The sequence below is a fragment of the Lipingzhangella halophila genome, assembly GCF_014203805.1.
Lineage (GTDB): Bacteria > Actinomycetota > Actinomycetes > Streptosporangiales > Streptosporangiaceae > Lipingzhangella > Lipingzhangella halophila.
Genome location: NZ_JACHJT010000001.1, coordinates 1,165,727 through 1,186,645, shown reverse-complemented (window position 1 = coordinate 1,186,645; position 20,919 = coordinate 1,165,727). Strand labels below are relative to the sequence as shown.

13 protein-coding genes and 4 pseudogenes are annotated in these 20,919 nt (G+C 72.0%); 3 read left to right on the top strand and 14 right to left on the bottom strand.

What is annotated here, in order from left to right; genetic code table 11:
* Positions 1-34: 34 nt before the first annotated feature.
* Complete coding sequence (locus tag F4561_RS05330; protein ID WP_312885154.1) at positions 35-700, bottom strand: response regulator; 666 nt, start codon at positions 698-700, stop codon at positions 35-37.
* On the bottom strand, positions 697-1,989 hold the full coding sequence (locus tag F4561_RS05325) for a sensor histidine kinase (RefSeq protein WP_184575332.1): 1,293 nt from the start codon (positions 1,987-1,989) through the stop codon (positions 697-699). The genes F4561_RS05330 and F4561_RS05325 overlap by 4 nt, the downstream gene beginning before the upstream one ends.
* Positions 1,990-2,181: 192 nt before the next feature.
* Here F4561_RS05325 and F4561_RS05320 point away from each other — a divergent pair, with 192 nt between their 5' ends.
* On the top strand, positions 2,182-3,204 hold the full coding sequence (locus F4561_RS05320) for a CPBP family intramembrane glutamic endopeptidase (protein WP_184575330.1): 1,023 nt from the start codon (positions 2,182-2,184) through the stop codon (positions 3,202-3,204).
* Between the two features lie 17 nt (positions 3,205-3,221).
* Here F4561_RS05320 and F4561_RS05315 read toward each other — a convergent pair whose 3' ends face one another.
* The 5 genes and pseudogenes from F4561_RS05315 to F4561_RS05305 all read right to left on the bottom strand — a co-directional run bounded on the left by F4561_RS05315 (position 3,222) and on the right by F4561_RS05305 (position 6,520).
* Positions 3,222-3,794 carry a regulatory protein RecX gene (locus F4561_RS05315; protein ID WP_184575328.1) on the bottom strand — a complete coding sequence of 191 codons (573 nt, stop codon included), beginning with the start codon at positions 3,792-3,794 and terminating at the stop codon, positions 3,222-3,224.
* 3 nt (positions 3,795-3,797) lie between these two features.
* A pseudogene (locus tag F4561_RS33150) lies at positions 3,798-4,370 on the bottom strand (recombinase RecA family protein); the annotation flags it as partial.
* Positions 4,371-4,592: 222 nt separating this feature from the next.
* Positions 4,593-5,216, bottom strand: a pseudogene (locus tag F4561_RS34150) (intein-containing recombinase RecA); the annotation flags it as partial.
* Positions 5,217-6,065 (bottom strand): annotated as a pseudogene (gene recA, locus F4561_RS34145) (recombinase RecA); the annotation flags it as partial. It lies immediately after the preceding pseudogene.
* 260 nt (positions 6,066-6,325) lie between these two features.
* Positions 6,326-6,520, bottom strand: coding sequence for a DUF3046 domain-containing protein (locus F4561_RS05305; protein ID WP_184575325.1), 195 nt, complete (start codon positions 6,518-6,520; stop codon positions 6,326-6,328).
* Between the two features lie 115 nt (positions 6,521-6,635).
* On the opposite strand from F4561_RS05305, the gene F4561_RS05300 reads away from it, so the two are divergent.
* The gene (locus F4561_RS05300; protein ID WP_184575322.1) at positions 6,636-11,669 is read left to right on the top strand and encodes a DEAD/DEAH box helicase; all 5,034 of its coding nucleotides are present in this window, start codon (positions 6,636-6,638) and stop codon (positions 11,667-11,669) included.
* Here F4561_RS05300 and F4561_RS05295 read toward each other — a convergent pair.
* Together F4561_RS05295 and F4561_RS33135 are read right to left on the bottom strand one after the other, a co-directional pair.
* Positions 11,666-12,112, bottom strand: coding sequence for a hypothetical protein (locus tag F4561_RS05295; RefSeq protein ID WP_184575320.1), 447 nt, complete (start codon positions 12,110-12,112; stop codon positions 11,666-11,668). The genes F4561_RS05300 and F4561_RS05295 overlap by 4 nt on opposite strands.
* A 685-nt stretch (positions 12,113-12,797) precedes the next feature.
* Complete coding sequence (locus tag F4561_RS33135) at positions 12,798-16,193, bottom strand: protein kinase domain-containing protein (protein ID WP_184575318.1); 3,396 nt, start codon at positions 16,191-16,193, stop codon at positions 12,798-12,800.
* A 978-nt stretch (positions 16,194-17,171) separates the two neighbouring features.
* Here F4561_RS33135 and F4561_RS05285 point away from each other — a divergent pair.
* Entirely contained in the window at positions 17,172-17,624 is a 453-nt protein-coding gene (locus tag F4561_RS05285) for an RrF2 family transcriptional regulator (protein WP_184575316.1), read from the top strand.
* Positions 17,625-17,722: 98 nt separating this feature from the next.
* Here F4561_RS05285 and F4561_RS05280 read toward each other — a convergent pair whose 3' ends face one another.
* The 5 genes and pseudogenes from F4561_RS05280 to F4561_RS05260 form a co-directional block, all read right to left on the bottom strand.
* Positions 17,723-18,058 (bottom strand): helix-turn-helix domain-containing protein, encoded by a 336-nt coding sequence (locus F4561_RS05280; protein ID WP_184575314.1) that lies wholly within the window; start codon positions 18,056-18,058, stop codon positions 17,723-17,725.
* A gap of 157 nt (positions 18,059-18,215) precedes the next feature.
* Positions 18,216-18,704, bottom strand: a complete 489-nt coding sequence (locus F4561_RS05275; RefSeq protein WP_184575312.1) for a CinA family protein — start codon at positions 18,702-18,704, stop codon at positions 18,216-18,218.
* Entirely contained in the window at positions 18,701-19,300 is a 600-nt protein-coding gene (gene pgsA, locus F4561_RS05270; protein ID WP_184575310.1) for a CDP-diacylglycerol--glycerol-3-phosphate 3-phosphatidyltransferase, read from the bottom strand. Before pgsA ends, F4561_RS05275 begins: the two co-directional genes overlap by 4 nt.
* A 44-nt stretch (positions 19,301-19,344) precedes the next feature.
* Positions 19,345-19,554 (bottom strand): annotated as a pseudogene (locus F4561_RS05265) (30S ribosomal protein S12 methylthiotransferase RimO); the annotation flags it as partial.
* A 343-nt stretch (positions 19,555-19,897) separates the two neighbouring features.
* Positions 19,898-20,881, bottom strand: a complete 984-nt coding sequence (locus tag F4561_RS05260; protein ID WP_184575307.1) for a helix-turn-helix domain-containing protein — start codon at positions 20,879-20,881, stop codon at positions 19,898-19,900.
* Positions 20,882-20,919 lie beyond the last annotated feature (38 nt).

Genomic DNA, 20,919 nt, shown 5'->3' with positions numbered 1-20,919 from the left:
CGAAACCGCAGGGCCGCGTCCGGGACCGCGCCGCCTACGGTCCGCGGCCGACCCATACGGCGAGCTGGGTGCGGTCGCGCAGGTCGAGCTTGCGCAGGATGCTGGAGATGTGGTTCTTCACCGTCCCCTCGGTGATGAACAGGCGACGCGCGATGTCCCGGTTAGGGGCCCCCGACCCCACAAGCTGGGCCACCTCCCGCTCGCGTTCGGACAGCGGGCCGGATGGCGCCTGGCCCGCGTGGTCTTCCGCCGGCCGCGCGGCGGATCCCCCGCGCAGCGCGGCCACGACACGGTCGGCCGCCTGGGGACCGAGCACGGTCTCGCCCCGGGCCACCCGCCGGATGGCGGCGACGAGTTCCTCCGGCGGGGTGTCCTTCAACAAGTAGCCCCGCGCGCCGGCGCGCAGCCCACCGAAGATGTACTCGTCGTCGTCGAAGGTCGTCAGGATGAGCGCACCAACCCCCGGGTGCTCCGCGGCCAGCCGCTCCACCAGCTCGGGGCCGTCCATCCGGGGCATCCGCGCGTCGACGAGCACCACGTCGACCGCATCGGCGGAGACGAACTCCAGGGCCGCGGCGCCACTGGCGGCCTCCCCGGCAACCACCAGCCCTTCCTCGATCTCCAGCAGCTTGCGCAGCCCGCTACGCATCAGGATCTGGTCGTCGACAATCAGGACACGCACCGCGGCGGCGTCGTTCACCGTTCCGCCTCTGTCCGGACGGCCTCCGCCTGACCCACAGGGTCGGGCGGCCTGGGAACCGTCGCGCTGATCTCGAACCCTCCCGCCGTGGGGGAACGCACGGCGAACTCGCCCCCGGCCGCCTCCACCCGTTCGCGGAGCCCGCGCAACCCGAAACCGTCGTCCACCGCCGCCGCGTCGGCCCCCACACCGTTGTCGCGCACCGTCAGCACCACCGCCGCCTCCGCACCGGACAATTCGGCGTCAACCAGGGTGGCTCCGGAGTGCCGCAGCGCGTTCGTGCACCCCTCCTGCACCACCCGGTAGCAGAGCAACTCGGTGACCTCGTCCAACTCGGGGACTTCGCCCAGCACGCGCAGCCGCACCTCGATGCCTGTTCCGTCGAAAGAGCCCGCCAGGACCCGCAGGGCCTCGACGCCGGTGCACCCCTGCAGCCGCAGCGGCCGCATCGCGCGCACCCACCGGCGCGTGTCGGCCAGCGCCTCCTGGGCCAACTGCCGCGCGTGGTGGACCTCCTGCCACGCGTCGTCGGGCCGTGCGACACGGAACCGCTCGGCATTGGTCAGGTCCATATTGATCACCGTGAGGTAGTGGCCGACACTGTCGTGCATATCCCGCGCCATACGGGCCCGCTCCTCGGCCACCGTCAGGTCGCGCACCCGATCGGAGTAGCGTCGCAGCTCATCGTGCGCGGTACGCAGCTCCGCCAGCAACCCGCGGGTCTCCTCGGCCTTGCGGCGTGCCCGGTCCAGAGACCTGAACAGCACCACCATGACCGCGCAGACCAGCAGGATTCCCCCCGCCTCCAGCACGGCCCGTCCCGGATCCGGTTCCGGGGGCGCCAGGTGCAGGGTGAACGCGGTGAGACCGGTCGCCGCCGCGTAACCTGCCGCGGCCCTGCCCCCGAAGACGATCACGGCGTGACACACCGCGGTGGCGATAATGAACGTCGACATTATCGCGTTGCCGAATGCCAGCAGCACCAGGGTGGCGGCGAAGAAGAGCACACTGCGCAGGCGCGCCCCCCGCGGAGCCCCCCGGTGCCACGGCAGGGTCGGCCACAGCACCGCGGCGGCGGCCATGGCACCGAGCTGGAACAGGACGATCGGCCCTACCCCGAGACCGACCCCGCTCAGCGCGGAATACTCCATGCGCACCGCGTTGACGACAACAACCACGCCGTAGACAACGAGGACCCCCCAGAACACCTGGTTCAGCAGTGCCGGAGCGGTGCGGCCGTCGAAGGTGAGCAGGCGGTCCAGCTCCGCGCCGTCGTCCCGGGAGTCCATGCCGCGACGCTAACACCACCGTTGTGGGCACGCCGCTGCCGCGCGTCATGCCGTGGTCACATCGGCCACCCATGACCGCGGTCACGGTCAGGGGGGCCGCGGGAGGTTGCCCCGGCAACGCACTCGGCCGTGACCCCGTTGTTCCTCTGGGGCGATGCGGCGGCAGGGCCGCCGAATCTAGCGTCGGCCGGCATGACCAACACGACTTCCCCGGACAACCGCTTTCTCGCCGCCGGGACCCCCGGACGGCGCGCCACGCACCCGCTGCTGGTGATTGTGCTGTGCCAGGTGTTCTACACAGTCATCCTCATCGGCGTCCCCTTGGAGTCGCTGGCGCGGTGGGCGGCCGAGGGCGGAGGCACCGTCCTCGAAACGGCGCTCGGCCTCCTCGTCACCATCGTTATGCTGCTGCTGCCCTACGTTCCCGTCGTGCTGTGGCTGCGCTACTACGAAGGGCGTGCCGCGTTCGCCTCGACCGGTCTGCGCTTCAACCGCTCAGCCCTGACCGGGTTGTGCTCCGGCTTCGGTGTGGCGGCGGTGTTCGTCGCCGGCTGGATCGCTGTGGCACTGGCCGCGGGAACGCTGCGGTTCGCCGGGTTCCACGCGACCTCCGGCGGCGAGGTCGCCATGGTGGCCCTCATAGGCGTGTTCATGCTGGTGCAACGCATCCTGATGATCGGGATCGAGGAGCAGATGTACCGCGGCTGGCTGCTGCAGGCCGTCGGCGCCCGGTGGGGCGTGCCCGCCGGGATACTGGTCTCCTCCTTCTTCTTCGCCCTCATGCACTTCTACTTCATCGGCACGCTGCTCACCGGCGAAGGGCGCAGCCACGAGCCGCACTGGGTGCTGGCGCTGAACATCGTCCTGTGGGCGGTGTTCGCCGCGCTGTGGACCCTGCGGTCCAACAGCCTGTGGCCGGCGGTCGGCTTCCACGCCGCGGCGCTGATCCTGCCGGTCTTCCTGCCGACGGTGGCCACCGAGGAGACCGCCAAGGAGTATCCCGGTCTGATCCTGTTCATGATCGACGACCCGAGCCCCTACGCCGGCGGCGCGGGTTTCGCCGGCCCCTTCGAAGGGCTGCCCGCCACCGTGGTCCTGTTGCTCCTGGTCACCATCGCCGCGGTCGGCTACGGCGCACGCCGGTCGCGCGGCGAACGCACGCCGGCCGTGACCGGTGCGTCCGGCTCCGGGGCCGCGGACAACGACCGGACCTGACGTCCGCGAACGGGCCTTCAGTCAAGGTCCGGGTCGGGGAGCTCGACGCTGCTGCCTTCGGATTCGAGCTCCTCGCGGACCAACCGGTAGGCCAGCCCGGCCGGGTACCCCTTGCGCGCCAACATGCCCATGACACGGCGGGCCCGGGTGTCGGCGGGCTTACCGCGAGTGGAGCCAAGCTTGCGCCGCACCAGCCCCCGGGCCGTGGCCTCCTCCTGCTCGGGGTCGAGCTCGCCAACGGCCTCGTCGACGATGCCGTTGTCGACCCCGCGCTTGCGCAGTTCGACCGCCAGCCGCTCGCGGCCGAGGCCCTGCCCGGCGTGCCGGGAGTCGACCCACGCGCCGGCGAAGGCGGCGTCGTCGATCAGACCCGCCTCGCTCAACTGCCCCAGTACGGACTGGGCGACGTCGTCCTCGACACCACGCCGCTCCAGCGCGCTCGCGAGCTGCGCCCGGGTCCGCGGCTCCGTAGTCAGCATTCTGAGGCAGATGGCACGCGCCGCGGACTCGGGATCGTCGTTCCCGGCCGCGTCCGCACCGGCCGGAGCTGTCCGAGGGCGGTCGTCATGGTGGTTCGGCGGATGCGACATGGGTCAGGCTTCCGCCGGCGGGGCCGCCTTGCTCTTGGAGGCCCGCTTACCGGTCCCTCCGGCAGTGCCCCCGGTCGCGCTGGTGGTGCCGGTGGCTCCGGCCGCGCCGTTCTCCGCGGCCGCGGTGTCCGTACTGGCGGAGGCGGAGGCGGAGGACTCGGCGGCGTCGTCCCCTCCGGTGGGAACGCCCAGCTTCTCCTTGATCTTCTTCTCGATCTCGTTGGCCATGTCGGCGTTGTCCCGCAGGAAGTTACGGGAGTTCTCCTTGCCCTGGCCGAGCTGGGTGCCCTCGTAGGTGTACCAGGCGCCGGACTTGCGCACGACCCCGTGTTCCACGCCGAGGTCGATCAGCCCGCCCTCGCGGGAGATACCGACGCCGTAGAGGATGTCGAACTCGGCTTGTTTGAACGGAGGTGCCGTCTTGTTCTTCACGACCTTGACGCGTGTGCGGTTTCCAACGGCATCAGTTCCATCTTTCAGCGTTTCAATTCTACGCACGTCCAATCGGACCGAAGCATAGAATTTGAGCGCCCGACCACCAGTGGTGGTTTCAGGACTGTTGTGCACCATGACACCGTCGACGAAGTAATTATGGTTTCCCTCGACCTCAATGTCGAAGCGGTGCATTCCCCGGGTCTCGGGTTTGGTGTGGACGTCCAGGATCGGAGAAGCGACCAGGCGCTCCACGGGGTCGGTGAACTCCGGTCGCACAGCACACTGATCCCGGAACCCGGGGTCGAGCGTGTGGCTCATCGACTCATGAACGTAAGGGGCGACGAACTCCTGGAACTCGGCAGACGCCTCAGAGTCGAGCCGGACCACGTCCGTCTCTGTGCTGCCGCGCTCAACCAGTTCGGCCGCAAGGCCATGCGTGTCGCTCAGGTACTCGGCAAGCCGCTGGCGAGAACCCGGGCTCAGCGTCCCAACGTGGATCTCGATCGGGCTGCTCGGTCCGGTTTCTCCCGCGGCCGGTTCCGTGTCGTGCCCGGCAGGCGGGGTGCGGCGGCCGGCGTCCATGTGCCAGACAGCCAGGGCGAGCGGGGTGAGCGACTTCAGGAACTCCCACGTGAGGTGCTTCTTGCCGTCTCCGAAGCAGACCACCTCGCCCAGTTCGTCCAGCTCGGGCAACGGAGGGAGTTCGGCATGGGCCATTCCCTCGGCAGCTGCCGCACAACCGCGACCGAGGTCACCGAACAGGGAAAGCTTCCAGTCGAGATACCCGGCGCGCTCGGCTCCATGCCGCATCCGGAGACGCGTCCCAACACGCCCATCAACGGCGGAAGCGAGGTCGGCGTCGCCCATAACGGCACCATAGACGACCTGGCGCTGCTGTTCGCTGAGGTGATGCGTTTCAGCGGTGAGGACGCGGTCCCCCGGGACGAGCTCACCCGCCTCGCGCCAGCCACCTGGAGTCCGAACCAGGTGGTTGGGCGTCGCCGCGAACCGCGCCGGGCCGTCGCTGGACGCAGTACCGACAGTGAACTCCAGGAAGACCTCGGCCTCGCCGTTGTCGAACCAGTCGACGACGCGCCGCGGAACGATCCGGTCCTGTTCTGGATCATAGGACTGGACCTCGACGTCCAGCCGCTGGTCCACGATGGTCCCGATCTTCTCGCGCGAACCATCGGCGAGGGCGACCTCAGTGTCGGGGGACATACACCCGAACATCACGCCGACTTTCTCCCGCAGCTGGTTGATGAAAACCGCGGTGGTGCCGGTCTGGTGCAATGCACCCGAGATCTTGCGCAGTGCCTGCGACATCAGCCGGGCCTGCAGGCCCACGTGGCTGTCGCCCATCTCGCCCTCGATCTCGGCGCGCGGGACGAGCGCGGCGACGGAGTCGATGACCAGGATCGACACCGCGCCGGAGCGGATCAGCATGTCGGCGATCTCCAGCGCCTGCTCGCCGGTGTCGGGCTGGGACAGCAGGAGGTCGTCGGTGTTCACCCCGATCTTCTTGGCGTACTCGGGGTCGAGCGCGTGCTCGGCGTCGATGAAGGCGGCGATACCGCCCTGCTTCTGGGAGCTGGCGACGGCGTGCAGCGCGACAGTGGTCTTTCCGCTGCTCTCGGGGCCGAAGATCTCGACGACCCGCCCGCGGGGGATCCCGCCGATCCCCAGTGCCACGTCGAGCCCGATCGAACCAGAGGGGATGGATTCGATCGGTGGGCGATCGTCGTCGCCGAGACGCATGACGGAGCCCTTGCCGAACTGGCGCTCGATCTGCGCGAGCGCGGTTTCGAGAGCTTTCTCTCGGTCAGCAGATGCCACGGGGAACCCCTGTTGGGTTGGTGTCTTTTTATTCATCTCGGAAGGGACGCTATGCGGTCGCTACGACAGATCAGGCCCGCATTCGCCACCCTGTGGACGACCGCGGAACGGCCGTCTCCGTCCGGGCCCGGCGAGCGCTCGCCCACGGCGCGCTCAAGGACGCCGGAACACGTGCGCCGCTCCCTGATCCCGGGAACACCACCAGGATACCCGAACTTCTGTTCGATAGTGGGCCATGCGCGCCGGCGTGTCCCAACGGATCATCGGGCCGCCGCGGGAAGGCCGAAGTCCTCGCAGACCGCGCGCCACACCTCCTTGGCGCCGGTCCCGTCGGCCAGCGCCTGGTCCACCGTGCGCGAGCCGAGGGTCTCGATCACGTAGTCCCGCGCCAAGCTCTCGGCGTAGGTCTCGCCGAACTGCTCGTACATGCGGTCCCAGAAGTACGAAAGTCTCATCCCCACCAGTATCGGCGCCCGAACGGGTCCCTGTCACCTCTCCCCGGCCCCGGTCCGGGTGCCGGTGGGGCGCGTGTCCTCGGGATCTGTCACTTCCGCGGTGCATCCTGGAAGCATGAGTTCCGCCCAGGACCCCACGGGGGCACGCGACGAACCGCGCCTCTTCTCCCCGGCGACGCGCGCCTGGTTCCGTGCGGCGTTTCCCGCCGGGGCGACCCCGGCGCAGACCGAGGCGTGGGACGCCATCAGCCGGGAGGAGAGCACCCTGGTCGTCGCTCCCACCGGATCGGGAAAGACGCTGGCGGCGTTCCTGTGGGGGCTGGACGACCTGGCGCGCAGGCCCGCTCCGGAGGACCGGGGGCGGCGCTGCCGGCTGCTCTACGTCTCCCCGTTGAAGGCGCTCGCCACCGACATCGAGAAGAACCTGCGCGCACCGCTGTCGGGTATCCGCCGCGCCGCACGGGAGCGCGGCGCGGCTGTTCCCGACATCACCGTTGGGGTGCGCACCGGAGACACTCCGGCCAGCCAGCGCCGCGCGCTGGCCGCGAAACCGCCCGACGTCCTCATCACCACGCCCGAGTCGCTGTTTCTGGTCCTGACGTCGCGGGCGCGTTCGAGCCTGGCCGGAGTCGAGACCGTGATCGTGGACGAGGTGCACTCGCTGGCCGGCACGAAGCGGGGCGCGCACCTGGCCCTCAGCCTGGAGCGCCTGGACGCGCTCCTTGACCGCTCGGCACAGCGCATCGGCCTGTCGGCCACGGTGCGTCCCGCCGAGGAGGTCGCCTACTTCCTGGGCGGTGCCTCGCCCGCCGAGGGCGACGACGAGGGCCGCCCGCGCCCGGTCACCGTGGTGGCCCCGCCGCACGCGCCGAACCTGGACCTGAGCATCGCGGTCCCGGTGGAGGACATGACGGAGCTGGACGCGGCTGTCTCCCCCTCGCGCGCCGACGACACCGCGGCCAAGGGCCGCACGTCGATCTGGCCGCACGTCGAGGAGCGGATTCACGAGCTGGTCATGGCGCACCGTTCGTCGATTGTGTTCTGCAATTCCCGCCGGGTGGCCGAACGGTTGTGCGCGCGGCTGAACGAGCTCGGTACCGGGCAGGGAGCCGCACGGCCAGCGGAGCCGCCCGCGGGTGAAGACCCGAGTGCGGAGGCGGCGCGGCCCGGTGAGGCGCCGAGCGCGGTCCCTGACACCAGCCGGACCAACACTGCTGCTCCGGAGGCGGTTCCGGCAGAGCTCATGGGGCAGGCGGGGCAGTCCGCCGGCGCCGCTCGGGTTGTGGCGCGGGCGCATCATGGTTCGGTCTCCAAGAGTGAGCGCGCCGTGATCGAGGCGGATCTCAAGGAGGGGCGCCTGCCCTGTGTCGTGGCGACCTCCAGCCTGGAACTGGGGATCGACATGGGCGCGGTCGACCTGGTCATCCAGGTGGAGTCGCCGCCGTCGGTGGCCAATGGGCTGCAGCGTGTCGGCCGCGCCGGGCACCAGGTCGACGAGGTCTCGCGGGGCGTCGTCTTCCCGAAGTACCGCGGTGACCTGCTGGCGACGGCGGTCGTCGCGGAACGGATGCGGGCGGGTGAGATCGAGGAGCTGCGCATGCCGCGCAACCCGCTCGACGTGCTGGCACAGCAGATCGTTGCCATGGCGGCCATGGACGAGTGGTCGGTGCCGGGAATCGGCGCGCTGGCCCGGCGGGCCGCGCCGTTCGCGGCACTGCCCGATTCGGCGCTGTCGGGGGTGCTGGACATGCTTTCCGGCCGGTACCCCTCGGACGAGTTCGCCGAGCTGCGTCCGCGGCTGGTGTGGGACCGGGAGGCCGGGCGGGTGCGGGGCCGGCCGGGGGCGCAGCAGGTCGCGGTGACCAGCGGCGGGACGATCCCGGACCGGGGCACCTACGCGGTGCACCTGGCGGGCGGTGCCAGCCGCGGGGCGCCCACCCGCGTGGGGGAGCTCGACGAGGAGATGGTGTACGAGTCCCGCGTGGGCGATGTGTTCGTCCTGGGCGCGAGCTCGTGGCGGATCGACGAGATCACGGCCGACCGCGTGCTGGTCTCGCCGGCCCCCGGCCGCCCGGGCCGCCTGCCGTTCTGGAAGGCCGACGCGCTTGGGCGCCCCATGGAGCTTGGCCGGGCGATCGGGGCGTGGACCCGGCAGCTCACCGGTTCGGAGGACGGGGCCGCGCGGGAGCGCGCGAGCGCGGCGGGCCTCGACGCGTGGGCCGCTTCGAACCTGATCGGCTACCTGGAGGAGCAGCGCGAGGCCACCGGCGTGGTCCCGGACGACAGCACGATCGTCGTCGAGCGGTTCCGCGACGAGCTGGGAGACTGGCGCGCCGTGGTGCACTCGCCGCTGGGTGCCCGGGTGCACGCCCCGTGGGCGCTGGCCATCGGCGCGCGGCTGCGGGAACGGTACGGCCTGGACGCGCAGGTGGTGCACGGCGATGACGGCATCGTGCTGCGGTTGCCCGACGTGGAGGACCCGGGCGCCTCGGGTGCTTCCCGGTCCGGCGTGCTGGCGGACCTGATCACGTTGCCCTCCGACGAGGTCGAGGAGGCGGTCACCTCCGAGATCGGCGGGTCGGCGCTGTTCGCCGCGCGGTTCCGCGAGTGCGCGGGGCGGGCGCTGCTGCTGCCGCGCAGGCGCCCCGGCCGCCGGATGCCCTTGTGGCAGCAGCGGCAGCGATCGGCGCAGCTCCTCGCGGTGGCCGGCCGGTACGGTTCGTTCCCGATCGTGCTGGAGGCGGTTCGGGAGTGCCTGCGCGATGTGTTCGACGTTCCGGGGCTGGCCGAGCTGATGTCGGACATCGGGGCCCGCAGGGTCCGGGTGGTCGAGGTGGAGACGCCGCGCGCCTCGCCGTTCGCGCAGTCGCTGCTCATCGGCTACACAGCGGCGTTCCTGTACGAGGGTGACGCGCCGCTGGCGGAGTTGAAGGCGCAGGCACTCACGCTCGACTCGGCGCTGCTCGCTGACCTGTTGGGCCAGGCCGACCTGCGGGAGCTTCTCGATCCCGGGGCGGTCGCCGAGCTCGACGCGTGGCTGCAGCGGCTCGCGCCAGAGCGCCGGGTCGGCACTGGCGACGGTGTGGAGGAGACCGCCGACCTGCTGCGTGAGCTGGGGCCGCTGAGCACCGCGGAGGCCCGGCAGCGGGGCGTGGATCCGGGGTGGCTCACGCGTCTGGAGGCCGAACGGCGGGCGATCCCGGTGCGGATCGCCGGGGACGACCGCTGGGCGGCGATCGAGGACGCGGCCCGGTTGCGCGATGGCCTGGGTGTCGCGCTGCCCGGGTGGCTGTCGCCGGCGGCGGGGGACGTGTCGGCCGGGGATGGCGCCAGCGGCGGCGGTCCGGGCGGAGAGGCGTTCGTGGGTGCCGCCGAGGCGTTCACCGCCCCGGTCGCCGACCCGCTGGGTGATCTCGTCTCGCGTTACGCCCGCACGCACGGCCCGTTCACCGCTGAGGACGTGGCGAACCGGTTCGGGGTGGACCGGGCGGTGGTGGTCGCGGTGCTGCGCGGGCTGGTCGACCGCGGCCGGGTGGTCGAGGGCGAGTTCCGGCCCGTGGACACAGTGCCGCCCGGCACGCCCGCCGATAGCGGGGCGGCGCCGAAGCCGGGAGGCACCGAATGGTGCGACGCCGATATTCTGCGCAGGCTGCGGCGCCGGTCGGCCAGCAAGCTGCGGCACGAGATCGAGCCCGCTCCGCAGTGGGGGCTGGCCAGGTTCGTGCCGGCCTGGCAGCACGTCAGCCCGCCCCACGTCGACGCGCGGGCCGGCGGTGGGCTCCGCGGGCCCGACGCGGTGTTCCGGGCGGTCGAGTCGCTGCGCGGCGCTCCGGTTCCGGCGTCAGCGCTGGAGTCGTTGGTGCTTCCGGCACGGGTGCCGGGCTACGCGCCGGCCCAACTGGACGAGTTGACCGTGACCGGAGAGGTTCTCTGGGCCGGCGCTGGTCCTCTGGCGGGCAACGACGGCTGGCTCTGCCTGGTCCCGGCGGACGAGGCGGAGCTGCTGCTGCCTGAGCGCTCCGAGGCCGACCGCTCCGCGGTGCACGAGGCGGTGCTCGACGCGCTCCGCGAGGGCGGCGCCCTGTTCTTCCGGGACATCGCCGACCGGGTGATCCGGCAGCGGGGCGCCGCGGCGGTTTCGGACGCCGACCTGGTGGCCGCGGTATGGGACCTGGTGTGGGCGGGGTGGATCGGCAACGACACGCTTGCCCCGCTGCGGGCGCTGCTCGGCGCTGGTGGCACCCGGCACCGCTCCTCGCGGCGGCCGGTGATGCCGAGCCGGACGGGGCCGCCAACAGTGGCGGGCCGCTGGTGGGTGCTGCCCGAGCGCGAGTCCGACCCGACCCTGCGGGCACACGCGCAGACCGCCGCTCTGCTGGACCGCTACGGGGTGGTGACGCGCGGCTCCGTGGTCGCGGAGCAGCGAGGCGACGAGCGAGCGAAGGCGCCGTTGCCCGGCCGCGGCTCCCCCACAGCGACGAGGGCGCGGCCGGGCGGGGAGCCAGGCGCGGTCCCCGGCACCGAGCAGCGCGGCGGCGGGCGTTCCCCAGGGGAGGAGTCGGGACCTCCGGTACGCGGGCGGGCGTCCGGCAGTGGCCGCGGGCCGTCCCGCTCCCCTGGGGGGTTCGCCGCGATCTATCCGGTGCTTCGCGCCTTCGAGGAGTCCGGGAAGGCGCGGCGCGGCTACTTCGTCGACGGGCTCGGCGCCGCGCAGTTCGCTCTACCGGGTGCGGTCGACCGGCTGCGCGCGCTGGGTGCGGAGGCGAGCGGCGCCGGAGAACGGGGGTCGCCCCTGGTGTTGGCCGCCACCGATCCCGCCAACGTCTACGGTGCCGCGCTCCCGTGGCCCAAGACCCCGGAGGCCGGGGCGCGTCCGGGCCGCAAGGCGGGTGCGCTGGTGGTGATCGATGACGGGGATCTTGTGCTCTACCTGGAACGCGGCGGCAGAACGGCGCTCACGTTCGCCTCTCCGCCGGAGGAGCTGGAACGTGCCGCCACCGCACTGGCCGGGATGCTGCGGGCGGGCCGTCTGGCCACGCTCACCGTGGAGCGTGCCGATGGGCGGGCGGTCTTCGACACCGAACTCGGCGGCGCTCTGACCAACGCTGGTTTCCACGCCACCCCGAAGGGGCTTCGGCTGCGTTCCTAGTGGTCGGCAGGTGCCCCGGGAGGTGGGAACCGGGCGATATAGCGCAGGGCCCGCTGCCACGGGTCGAACGCGAACCGGTGTCGGGGCCGGTGGTGGTGGCGGGCACAGAACGTGTCGAGGTCCGTGTGGATCGGTCGCGGGCGGAAGCCGGCCCCGGGTTCGGCGGCACGTGTGGCCGCCAGCAGCGTGGACTGCGGGGTCCACCCGTCGTGGTCGAACGCCCATGACCCGTCCGTGACGTAGACGTGGCCGGGGTCCTCCGCCCCGTACGGCCAGAGGCCGACGGGGTGGAACCCGGAATGCGGGTGGGTCGCCATGAACGCGAACGCCAGGATGTGGCACGCCCCGGCGGCGAAGAACGGCAGGTCGTCCCGGTTCCACGAGAGTAGTGGGTCGCGACGCTCCTCGGCGGTGCGCCTGAATCCGGAGGCGGGTCGGTACACGCCGGCCAGCTTAGGAGGCCGGCACCGGTGCCGGCGGCGGGCGCATCGAGGGTAACCGCGGGGTCATGCTCGGCGCCGAACATGTCCGCGCAGTCCGGGGCGGCGCCCATAGGTGCGGTGAGTGCGTGGTGACGCGCCCGACGAGAGCGGCGAAGGCGCCGGGTGGGCCAGCCCGCGGTGATCGGTACGGGTGCCCGGTGGTGACGTGTCCAACGAGAGCAGCACCAAAGGCAGCGGGTGGGCCAGCCCCAATGAGCGAGCGGTACGGGTGCCCGATGGTGAGGCGTGCGACGGCGGCCGCGCATCGGGAGTGACCGCGCGGGCGTTCTCAGCGCTGCTCAAGATCGGCGCACAGAGTGCCCACAATCCGGACATAGCGGACACGCGAGAACTCACGCCGCACCGAAACCGGCCGTGCGGACAGATTCGGCGCCGAGACCGGCCCCACAGACACTCTCGGCGCGGCCCCGCACCGAGAACCACACCGCAGACACCCCCACCGGACCCCACCACCAGCCTTCGTCGCCCCCGTTACACGCGCCACCATCGGGCACCCGCACCGATCACCGCGAGCTGGCCCACCCCCTGTACTCGCCGCGTCCGTTGTGCGCCGCACCATGCACCCACCGCGCCGACAAGCAACACACCCGGCCACCCGGTGCCTTCGCCGCGCGGCGCGGTTGGTTCAGGGGCTGCCGTTGTCGGGGCGTCTCCGCGGCCCTTCCGGGTCCGGGGGTGGCCAGGGCGGTGGGTTCTCCCGGGACGGCGGTTCCGGGTCCGGCGGTGGGGCGGGCCGCGCCCCGGTCGGCGGCTCCGGGGCCGGTGGCTCGACGCTCGTGGGCGAGGAGGAGGACGCCGGGGGATCGGCCCGGGTCGAGGGCTCCGGGGCCGATGATTCGGGCCGCTCCACCCGGGTCGGTCCGTCCGGTTTCTCTTCGGCCGGTGGCTCCACCCGGGTCGGCGGGGTGGGTGGCGCGGGCGGTTCCGCCCGAGTGGGCGGCGTGGGCGGCTCCGCGCGGGTGGGCGGGCCTACGCGGGTTGGTGGCTGCGGCCCCTGCGCGGGCTGCCCGGGGAACGTGTTCTGCGGGCCGCGGGGTGCCGCGCGGGGGTGGGGTGGCGGCGTGCCCGCTGCCGGGTACCCGGGTGGCGGGGTGCTTCCGGGCGGGACTGGGTGTCCGGGCCCGTAGTAGCCCGGCGGTGTCCCGTATGCGGGAGGCGGGTGTCCGGGGGCGGCGTGCGGCGCGTAGCCGGGCGGGGGCGTCGGTTGGCCGCTGGCGGGATGGGCGTAGCCGGGCGGGGGCGTCGGTTGGCCGCTGGCGGGATGGGCGTAGCCGGGCGGGGGCGTCGGCTGGCCACTGGCGGGATGCGCGTAGCCCGTGGGTGTGTGCGGGTAGGGGTACCCCACGTGCGGCGGCGGCGATGGCGCCCGGTGGGGCCTGCGGTACTGCAGCCGAACGCTGAGCCAGCAGCCGAGGACGTAGACACCGGGCAGGACGACGAGGAGCACCAGCCAGCCCGTCCGGCTCGGGTTGTCCAGCACTATCCCGCTCGTGAACTCCCCCGCCGCGGGGACGGGCAGCCCGCTCATACCTTCGAGCCGGTCCAGCACCAGCAGCAGCCCGAGGGCCGCCATCCAGAGCACGTGGGCACCGGTGCGCCCCCAGACCGCGTAGCCGAGGACTCCGACGAGGAGCGCCACCGGCAGCACGGCCGACGACAGCAGCGCGAACCCGTCGCGGAGCTCCGCCGCGTCCTCTGCCGAGGGGGTATCCGTCCCCAGCACGAACGTTGCGGTGACCACCATCAGTGACCCCACCGCCATCCACACGACCAGGGCGATCAGCAGCATGCCAACCGCCGCTCGCGCCACCGGGCCCTTCCGGGGCAGCAGTGGCGTGCTCGGCTGCCACACCTGGCGGGGCCCGACGAGGCTGAGGAAGGTCCAGAAGAACAGCACGGCACTGAGAATGAACGTGGCGAAGATAAGAAGCTCGGTACCGGAACCCATGGCGTCGAGGCCGTCGACCAGCGGCTGCCGGACGAACGCGGGAACGAGCACCGGCCCTTCGGTGCCGAGGGTGAACGGCGCGAAGTTGAGCAGGGTGACCAGGAAGGTCGCGAACACGCACGCGCCCAGCCGCATGCGCTCCGGTGCGGCGGCGAGGGCGAGGGCCAGGACGAGGTGTACCGGCCACAGCGTCATCAGGTGGGGCAGCGCCGCGGCCTGCGGGGTCGCCTCGGGGGCCAGCGGATGGCTGATGCTCTCCGCCGCGAACGCGTACACGCTGACCATCATGAACGCGGCAACGGTCCAGAACAGGAAGGACAGCACGATGATCCGCGGCGCGCCCGGCCGGAACCAGGTCCGGGGCGAGAGCAGCCTGCGCCAGGCCCCCGCAGCGGTGGAACGCGCCAACGGGGCGAGCAACTGGACGGCCACCAGCGCCGCCGCCGCGTCCTCCCGTTTTCCGCCGCGGCGTGTCCGGGCCGCGTCGAGGAGCAGTTCGCGCCACCACGGGAGCACCAGCGCCGGCACCGCCCGCAGGGCCACCTGGACAGTGGCGTTGGCCGCGTCACCGCCGTCGATGGTCTCGACGGCGATCGCCACCGCCCGGTCGCGTTCGCCGGGAGCGAGGCGGAACCCGGTCTTGCCCGCGGTGATCAGCGCGCTGTCGGTCACCTGCCGGGCTTGGTGGCCGATGCGTTCCAACCTGGCGCAGCGCGCCCCGCATTCGCTGTGCCCGCACCGGTGCCCCGCGGTGATCAGCGGGATCTCGTTGACGACGATCTCGGCGAGGAGCTGGCGCTCGTCCGCGCCACCCTGGGCGAGCTCGCGGAGCCCTTCGATGCTGGCGTCGCGCCCCCGGTAGGTGGGCCGTTCGTCGGCGGCCTCGGCGGCGATGAAGGCGGTGCTGGCGATGGCCGCGCGGTCACTGCTGTCGATCCCGGAGAGGTAGTCCCGGTCGAACGCGATGTCGCCGATGTCGTCGAGCCAATCGCGCAGCTTGGCCGCGCCGTCGGCGCGCAGCCAGCTCTCCGCCCGTGAGGGGTGCTGCGCGAGCAGCCGCGCCAGCTCGGTGGGGTCGTGCACCGCGCGTCCCGCGAAGGTGATCGGCCGGCGGGCGGTGGTGGCACGCAACGGCCCGGTGGGGAACCGCGCGCTCTCGTCGGTGACGGGGAGGCTCCACTCGGCGTCGATGAGCCGGGTCGCGGCGCGCGTCATGTGCGCCGCGCTGTCGGCCGCGTCGACGGCCTGGCCGGTGATGGCGGCGAACGCGTCGGCGGCCGTGGGGCGGTCATCGGGCGAGCGGTCCAGCGCACGCCGCACCACGTCGTGCAGTGCGGGGGGTAGTTCGGCCTCGGCGCTGTCGGGTTCCTCGTTGATGGTCCGGTACCGCAGCACCTCGATGGGGCCGACGCCGTAGGGCGGCCGGCCGCTGGCGGCGTAGGCGACGAGCTGGCCCCAGCAGAAAATGTCGGAGGCCGGGCCGGCACGGTGCCCGTCGTAGCGCTCCGGGCTGATCCAGCCCGGGGTGCCGACGACCATGTCGGTGTGCGTCATGGACACGTCGTCGAGCGCCTGGGCGATACCGAAGTCGAGGACCTTGGGGCCCTCTGGGGACAGGATCACGTTGTCGGGTTTGAGGTCGCGGTGCACGATGCCCTCGCGGTGGATGGCCGCCAGTGCCTCGGCGAGCCCCGCCGCGAAGGCGGTCAGGTCGTTGCCCTGCAGCGGCGCCTGTTCCGCGACATAGCTGCGCAGGGTGGGGCCGGCGGCGTAGGCCACCGCCAGCCACGGGCGTTCGGCGGCCGTATCCGCGGCGAGCAGCGGGGCGATACAGCGCCCCTGAACCCGTTGCGCGAGGCTGACCTCTCGCTCGAAGCGGGCCCGGTACCCGCGGTCGGCGGCGTACTCGGCGCGGACCATCTTGAGCGCCGCCGGGTGGTCCGCGGCGTCGCGGCCGAAGTACACGACGCCCATGCCGCCCGACCCGAGGCGGCCGATCAGGCGGAACGAGCCGATCTCGGCCGGGTCGTCGACGGTGAGCGGGGCCAAGGGGGTGTGGTCGGGACCTTTCACGAAAGGAGCTCCTGTGCGGGGTGACGTGAGGCAGTTACATACCGGTTATAGCGAACGCGGCGTGCGTGACCGAACCGCAGCGGACCCGCGCGCGCCGCGCTGTCGCCGGCCCTGGTCGCCGGGAGTGCCGCGCCCGGACAGTGTGGGCCGTCCAGGGCAGGGGGCCGCGGAGAGCCTCTCCGTGCGGCGGTAGCCCAGTGCCCCCGGCGGCGCGCCACGTAGCACGCGGATCCCGACCGCTCCCCCGCTCGCCTCGGACGCGGTGGGAACCGCCGCATACAGTGCCGCGGGCCGCCGTTGCCCGTTCCGGTTTCCGACGGCGGGGACGGGCCGCCGTTTCGCCGGGAGGAGCGGGTGCGCGGCGGTCACCGATGGCCCCGCCGCACCCGGCAGCCGACCGCACGACAGCGGTGACTCCAGCGCGGCACGCCCCTTCGGGTGCCGCGGCGGTCGCGGCGTTTCCGGTGGGTCGAGACATCGCCGTGCCACCACCGTCTCACTGTTCGCCTGGTCTGGATCGGCCCTGTGCCGGCGCGCTCCGGCAAGGTCGTTCGTTTCCTTGGGTCACGGGCCGCCTGGAACGGACCCGATTACCCGGGATATCCCAGCACATCTGCGCGGCGAGTACGAATCCCGCGGTACTGCCCGCACGCGGATCCCGCGTGCCCGGCCGACCCCATCAGGCGCCGTGGAGCCAGGGCGGTGCGGTGCCTGCTGCCAGGAGCGGCTCGCCGTGCGCCGGGCAGTGGCCCCGCCGGGTTGTCGGTAGGCTGGAGGCCGACCACGTGAGCGCGCTCCTGGTGTCTCAGGCCACAGGTGGCCAATGCGCGCACGGCGAATCGCGCCAGATGGTCCGGCGTCGAGCTCGTCTGGAAACCCCGGTAGGAGACGTGTTGCAGGCAAGCACCGCAGTCCCGGCACCGCCGCACCGGCGCCCCGTTGACCCGAGCTCGCCGCGGCTCACGGCATAATCGCAGCATGCGCCTTTCTGCCCGGGTCGATTACGCGCTTCGCGCCGCCGCTGAGCTCGCTGCCGCCAACGGTGGTCCCGTCACGGCCGAACAGCTCGCGCGTGCGCAGGCGATCCCCGGAAAATTCCTGGAGAACATCCTTACCCAGCTCCGTCGGGCGAGCCTGGTGCGCAGCCAGCGGGGGCCGGTCGGCGGGTACTGGCTGGCCCGGCCGGCAGCGGAGATTTCCCTGGCCGATGTCATCCGCGCCGTTGACGGACCGCTCGCCAACGTCCGAGGGGAGCGGCCGGAGCACATCGACTACGAGGGGGCCGCCAACAGCCTTCAGCAGGTCTGGATCGCCCTGCGTGCCAGCGAACGCTCCATCCTGGAGCGAGTCACGCTGGAGCACGTCGCGACCAATAAGCTTCCCGAGTCGATCCGGCACCTCGCCGAGGACCCCGAGGCGTGGGCGAGCTGAGGTCCCGGGGGGCACACACGAATGCGCGGGTGGTGGCCCAGGGCCACCACCCGCGCATCATGGTCACGGGCTCGCGCCTCCCGTGGAGCGGGACCGCGCTAGACACCCACCATGTCGACGACATCGGGAACGCGGTCCGGCACCGAGTCGATGCCGATCTGCTCGGCACCCTCGCTGAGTAGTGCGGTCTCCTGGAGTTCGACGAGAGCCAACTGGTCGGCGACATCGCGCAGCACCTGGGAGAGCTGAACTCCCAAGGCGGTGCAAATCGAGGAGAGCAGCTCCGAAGACGCCTCCTTCTGACCGCGTTCCACCTCGGACAAGTAGCCCAGCGACACCCGGGCATCGGCCGACACCTCGCGGAGGGTGCGGCCCTGCCGCTGCCGAAGCTGCCGTAGCACGTCACCAAGTAGGTGACGAAGCAGGACCATCATTCGCGCTCCCTCCTACCGGTAGCGACCTTCATAGAAACACCGTACCTGTCCCCAGCCTGATCGTCGCACCTCACGGCTTGCTGTTCGCTGGGGGGATAACGCATCGTTGGTGACGTTTTGTTCCCTCGAAGTGGCCGGTCGAACGGACGGGTATCGGCTAGTTCGGCGTGTTCTTGGCCACTACCTTACCGAGTAGGCGCAACGCCTCCTCAGTAGTCTGGCGGCGAACCCGGGCACGCTGCCCATCGAAGCGGAACTCCTCGATGCCGATCTCCTCGTCAGGCCCGGCGACCGCCACGAACACGGTTCCCACCCGCTTGCCGTCTTGCGGTTCCGGCCCGGCCACGCCAGTGACCGCGAGTCCGAATGTGGCCACAAGACGTTCGCGGACGCCGCGTGCCATAGCAGCGGCAACATCGGGGTGGACCGCCCCGTGCTCGTCGAGCAGGGCGCGCGGGACCCCCAGCAGCTCGGCCTTGAGAGCGGTGGAGTAGGCGATCACCCCGCCCTGGTACGTCGCCGATGCGCCCGCGACCTCCGTGAGCGCCGCACCGATCAGGCCACCGGTGAGGGACTCCGCGGTGGCGACGGTGCCGGCGCGCGCCTTCAGCGCGCGGTGCGCGGCGGACGCGGCGTCGACGGTCACGAGGGGGCCGCGCCCTTCCCCCGGGAGCCGCGCAGCCGCACCGCCTGAACGACATAGTCGCCGCCTGTCCACAGGGTGACGGCCAATGCGGCGGCCATGGCCACGTGCGCGACGATCTGCAACGGGTCGGGCAACGGGAAGAGATAGACGCTGATCGCGACCACCTGGAGTACCGTCTTGAGCTTGCCCCCGCGGCTGGCCGGGATCACGCCGTGCCGGATGACAGCGAACCGTAGCGCGGTGATCCCCAGCTCGCGGACCAGGATGGCGATGGTGACCCACCACCACAGTTCGCCGAGCATGGAGAGCACCACCAGCGCCGCCCCCGTGAGGGCCTTGTCGGCGATGGGGTCGGCCACCTTGCCGAAGTCGGTGACGAGGTTGCGGCGCCGGGCGAGCTCACCGTCGACCCGGTCGGTCACCGCGGCGAGCACGAACACCGAGAAGGCGGCGAACCGCCAGGCGGGGTGCTCCAGGAACATGCACACCACGAACAGCGGCACCATGACGAGCCGGGTGACCGTCAGGATGTTCGCGATGTTCCACACCGGAATGTGTTGCGGGGCCGGCATAGCGGCGGGGTCGTGCGGGCTCATCGCTGGCCCGGTTCTCGCGCTGGTACTTCGGCGACCAGGCTCTCGTCGGCGGCACTCAGCAGCGTATCGACGGGCTCCCGTTTAGCGGGCTCGATGAACCCGCGGGTGTTCACGGCGACGCCGGCCTTCTCGCCGTTCTCTGAGTTGACCAGCTCCCAACCGCCGGCCGCCAGACGACCGGCGCGCTCCTCGGAGTCAACCTCGTTACGCGCGCACCCCAGGGTGACGAGCGATACGGTACGGCGCGATGACATAGCTTCCAACGTTAGGCGTTCACGGGAATGTGACTGTGCACCACGCCTACTAGGATGCCATGCCTCGCGACCACCTCCCCCCGGCCTTCACCCCGATTGGATGGGGCGCGGTGGCGGCGCGCCCGGTCAGAAGGCCGTGTCAGCGCGAGGGCGGCCACATTCCCGCCGCCCGCCGTGCCCGGATTCCCGGCGGCGTCGTGCGCCGCTGACCCTATCCAACGGCGGGCGCAAGCGGAATGGCCGGCCGGCCGCAACCGCCCGCGCGCCCGGTGCGGCTCCTGCTGTGTGTGTCGCGAACCGGCGGAGTGGACGAGGCGCGCGGGCGCGCCCCGCCACTTCCCCGTCACCTGTTGCGCATGCCCTCGGAGTCGAAGACCAGGTTCGCGGCCTCCCCGTTCGGTCCGGGCTTGCCCAGGCGCTGACCGTTGAGTTCGACCTGGGCGGCTCCGGCGTCGCCGAGGTGCATCCGCAGCTCATCGGAGTGGCTCCAGTCCTTCTTCGAGCCGTCCGTGAGCACACCGGTGAAGACGTCGCCACCGTCGGCGTCGGTCACCCGAATCCACATCCGGTCGTGCGCGTGCAGCCGCACCCGCACCTCGTCGCGGGACTCCTGGGGACGTTGTGCCTCCTGGGGATCGCCAGCGGCGTCCTCGGCTTCCGCGGACTCCGGCTCGGGCCGCTCTTCGGGTGCGGGCGTCCCTGGTTCGGGGCCTCTGGTGTCCTTGGTTACCGGCAGCATGCCTTCGGGCCACTGGACACCGCCCTCGGGCCATGCCTGCACTCCCGCTATGACGGCGGCCATGACGATGGCCGCCGCGACCAGCAAGGGCCAGGCTCGGCGCCGGGCTTCGGAGGACTCCGGCGCGGCGTGCGAGCCGCCCCGCCCGCCGGCCCGGTCCGGGTCCTGACCCGGACCCTGGTCCGGGACCGGGTCAGGACCCGCGGGCCCGGCGTACTGGACGGCGGCCGCGGCCTCTTCGGGTTCGGCCGCGGCTGCCGCCATCTCCGGCTCGGCGGCCTCGGGGGCCGCCGTCTCGGGCTCCGGCCGCTGCGCCCCGGGATCGATCTTGGGTTCCGTGGGCAGGGGTGCCCCTTCGGCGTCGCGCTCATTGAACTTCGCGATCAGCGGCGCCGAATCGATGCCGAGCTCCCGGCACACGGCGCGGATATGCCCCCGGGCGTAGAAGTCCCCGCCGCAGGGCGCGAAGTCGTCGCGTTCCAACGCTGCGAGAACGGTCCGCCGGATACGGGTGCGGTCGCTGATCTCCGCGAGCGTGTATCCCGACTGTTCTCGGGCGGCGGCCAGGGTCTGACCGATCGTTGCCATACCCGTTTCCCCCTTTGCGGGGTGCGCACCCCGCGTAG

Bases quoted from the DNA above. Each gene is read 5' to 3' on its own strand.
- F4561_RS05315 (WP_184575328.1), bottom strand. From the start codon at position 3,794: ATGTCGCATCCGCCGAACCACCATGACGACCGCCCTCGGACAGCTCCG.
- pgsA (WP_184575310.1), bottom strand. From the start codon at position 19,300: ATGAGCCCGCACGACCCCGCCGCTATGCCGGCCCCGCAACACATTCCG.
- F4561_RS05305 (WP_184575325.1), bottom strand. From the start codon at position 6,520: ATGAGACTTTCGTACTTCTGGGACCGCATGTACGAGCAGTTCGGCGAG.
- F4561_RS05320 (WP_184575330.1), top strand. From the start codon at position 2,182: ATGACCAACACGACTTCCCCGGACAACCGCTTTCTCGCCGCCGGGACC.
- F4561_RS05300 (WP_184575322.1), top strand. From the start codon at position 6,636: ATGAGTTCCGCCCAGGACCCCACGGGGGCACGCGACGAACCGCGCCTC.
- F4561_RS05280 (WP_184575314.1), bottom strand. From the start codon at position 18,058: ATGATGGTCCTGCTTCGTCACCTACTTGGTGACGTGCTACGGCAGCTT.
- F4561_RS05260 (WP_184575307.1), bottom strand. From the start codon at position 20,881: ATGGCAACGATCGGTCAGACCCTGGCCGCCGCCCGAGAACAGTCGGGA.
- F4561_RS05325 (WP_184575332.1), bottom strand. From the start codon at position 1,989: ATGGACTCCCGGGACGACGGCGCGGAGCTGGACCGCCTGCTCACCTTC.
- F4561_RS05285 (WP_184575316.1), top strand. From the start codon at position 17,172: ATGCGCCTTTCTGCCCGGGTCGATTACGCGCTTCGCGCCGCCGCTGAG.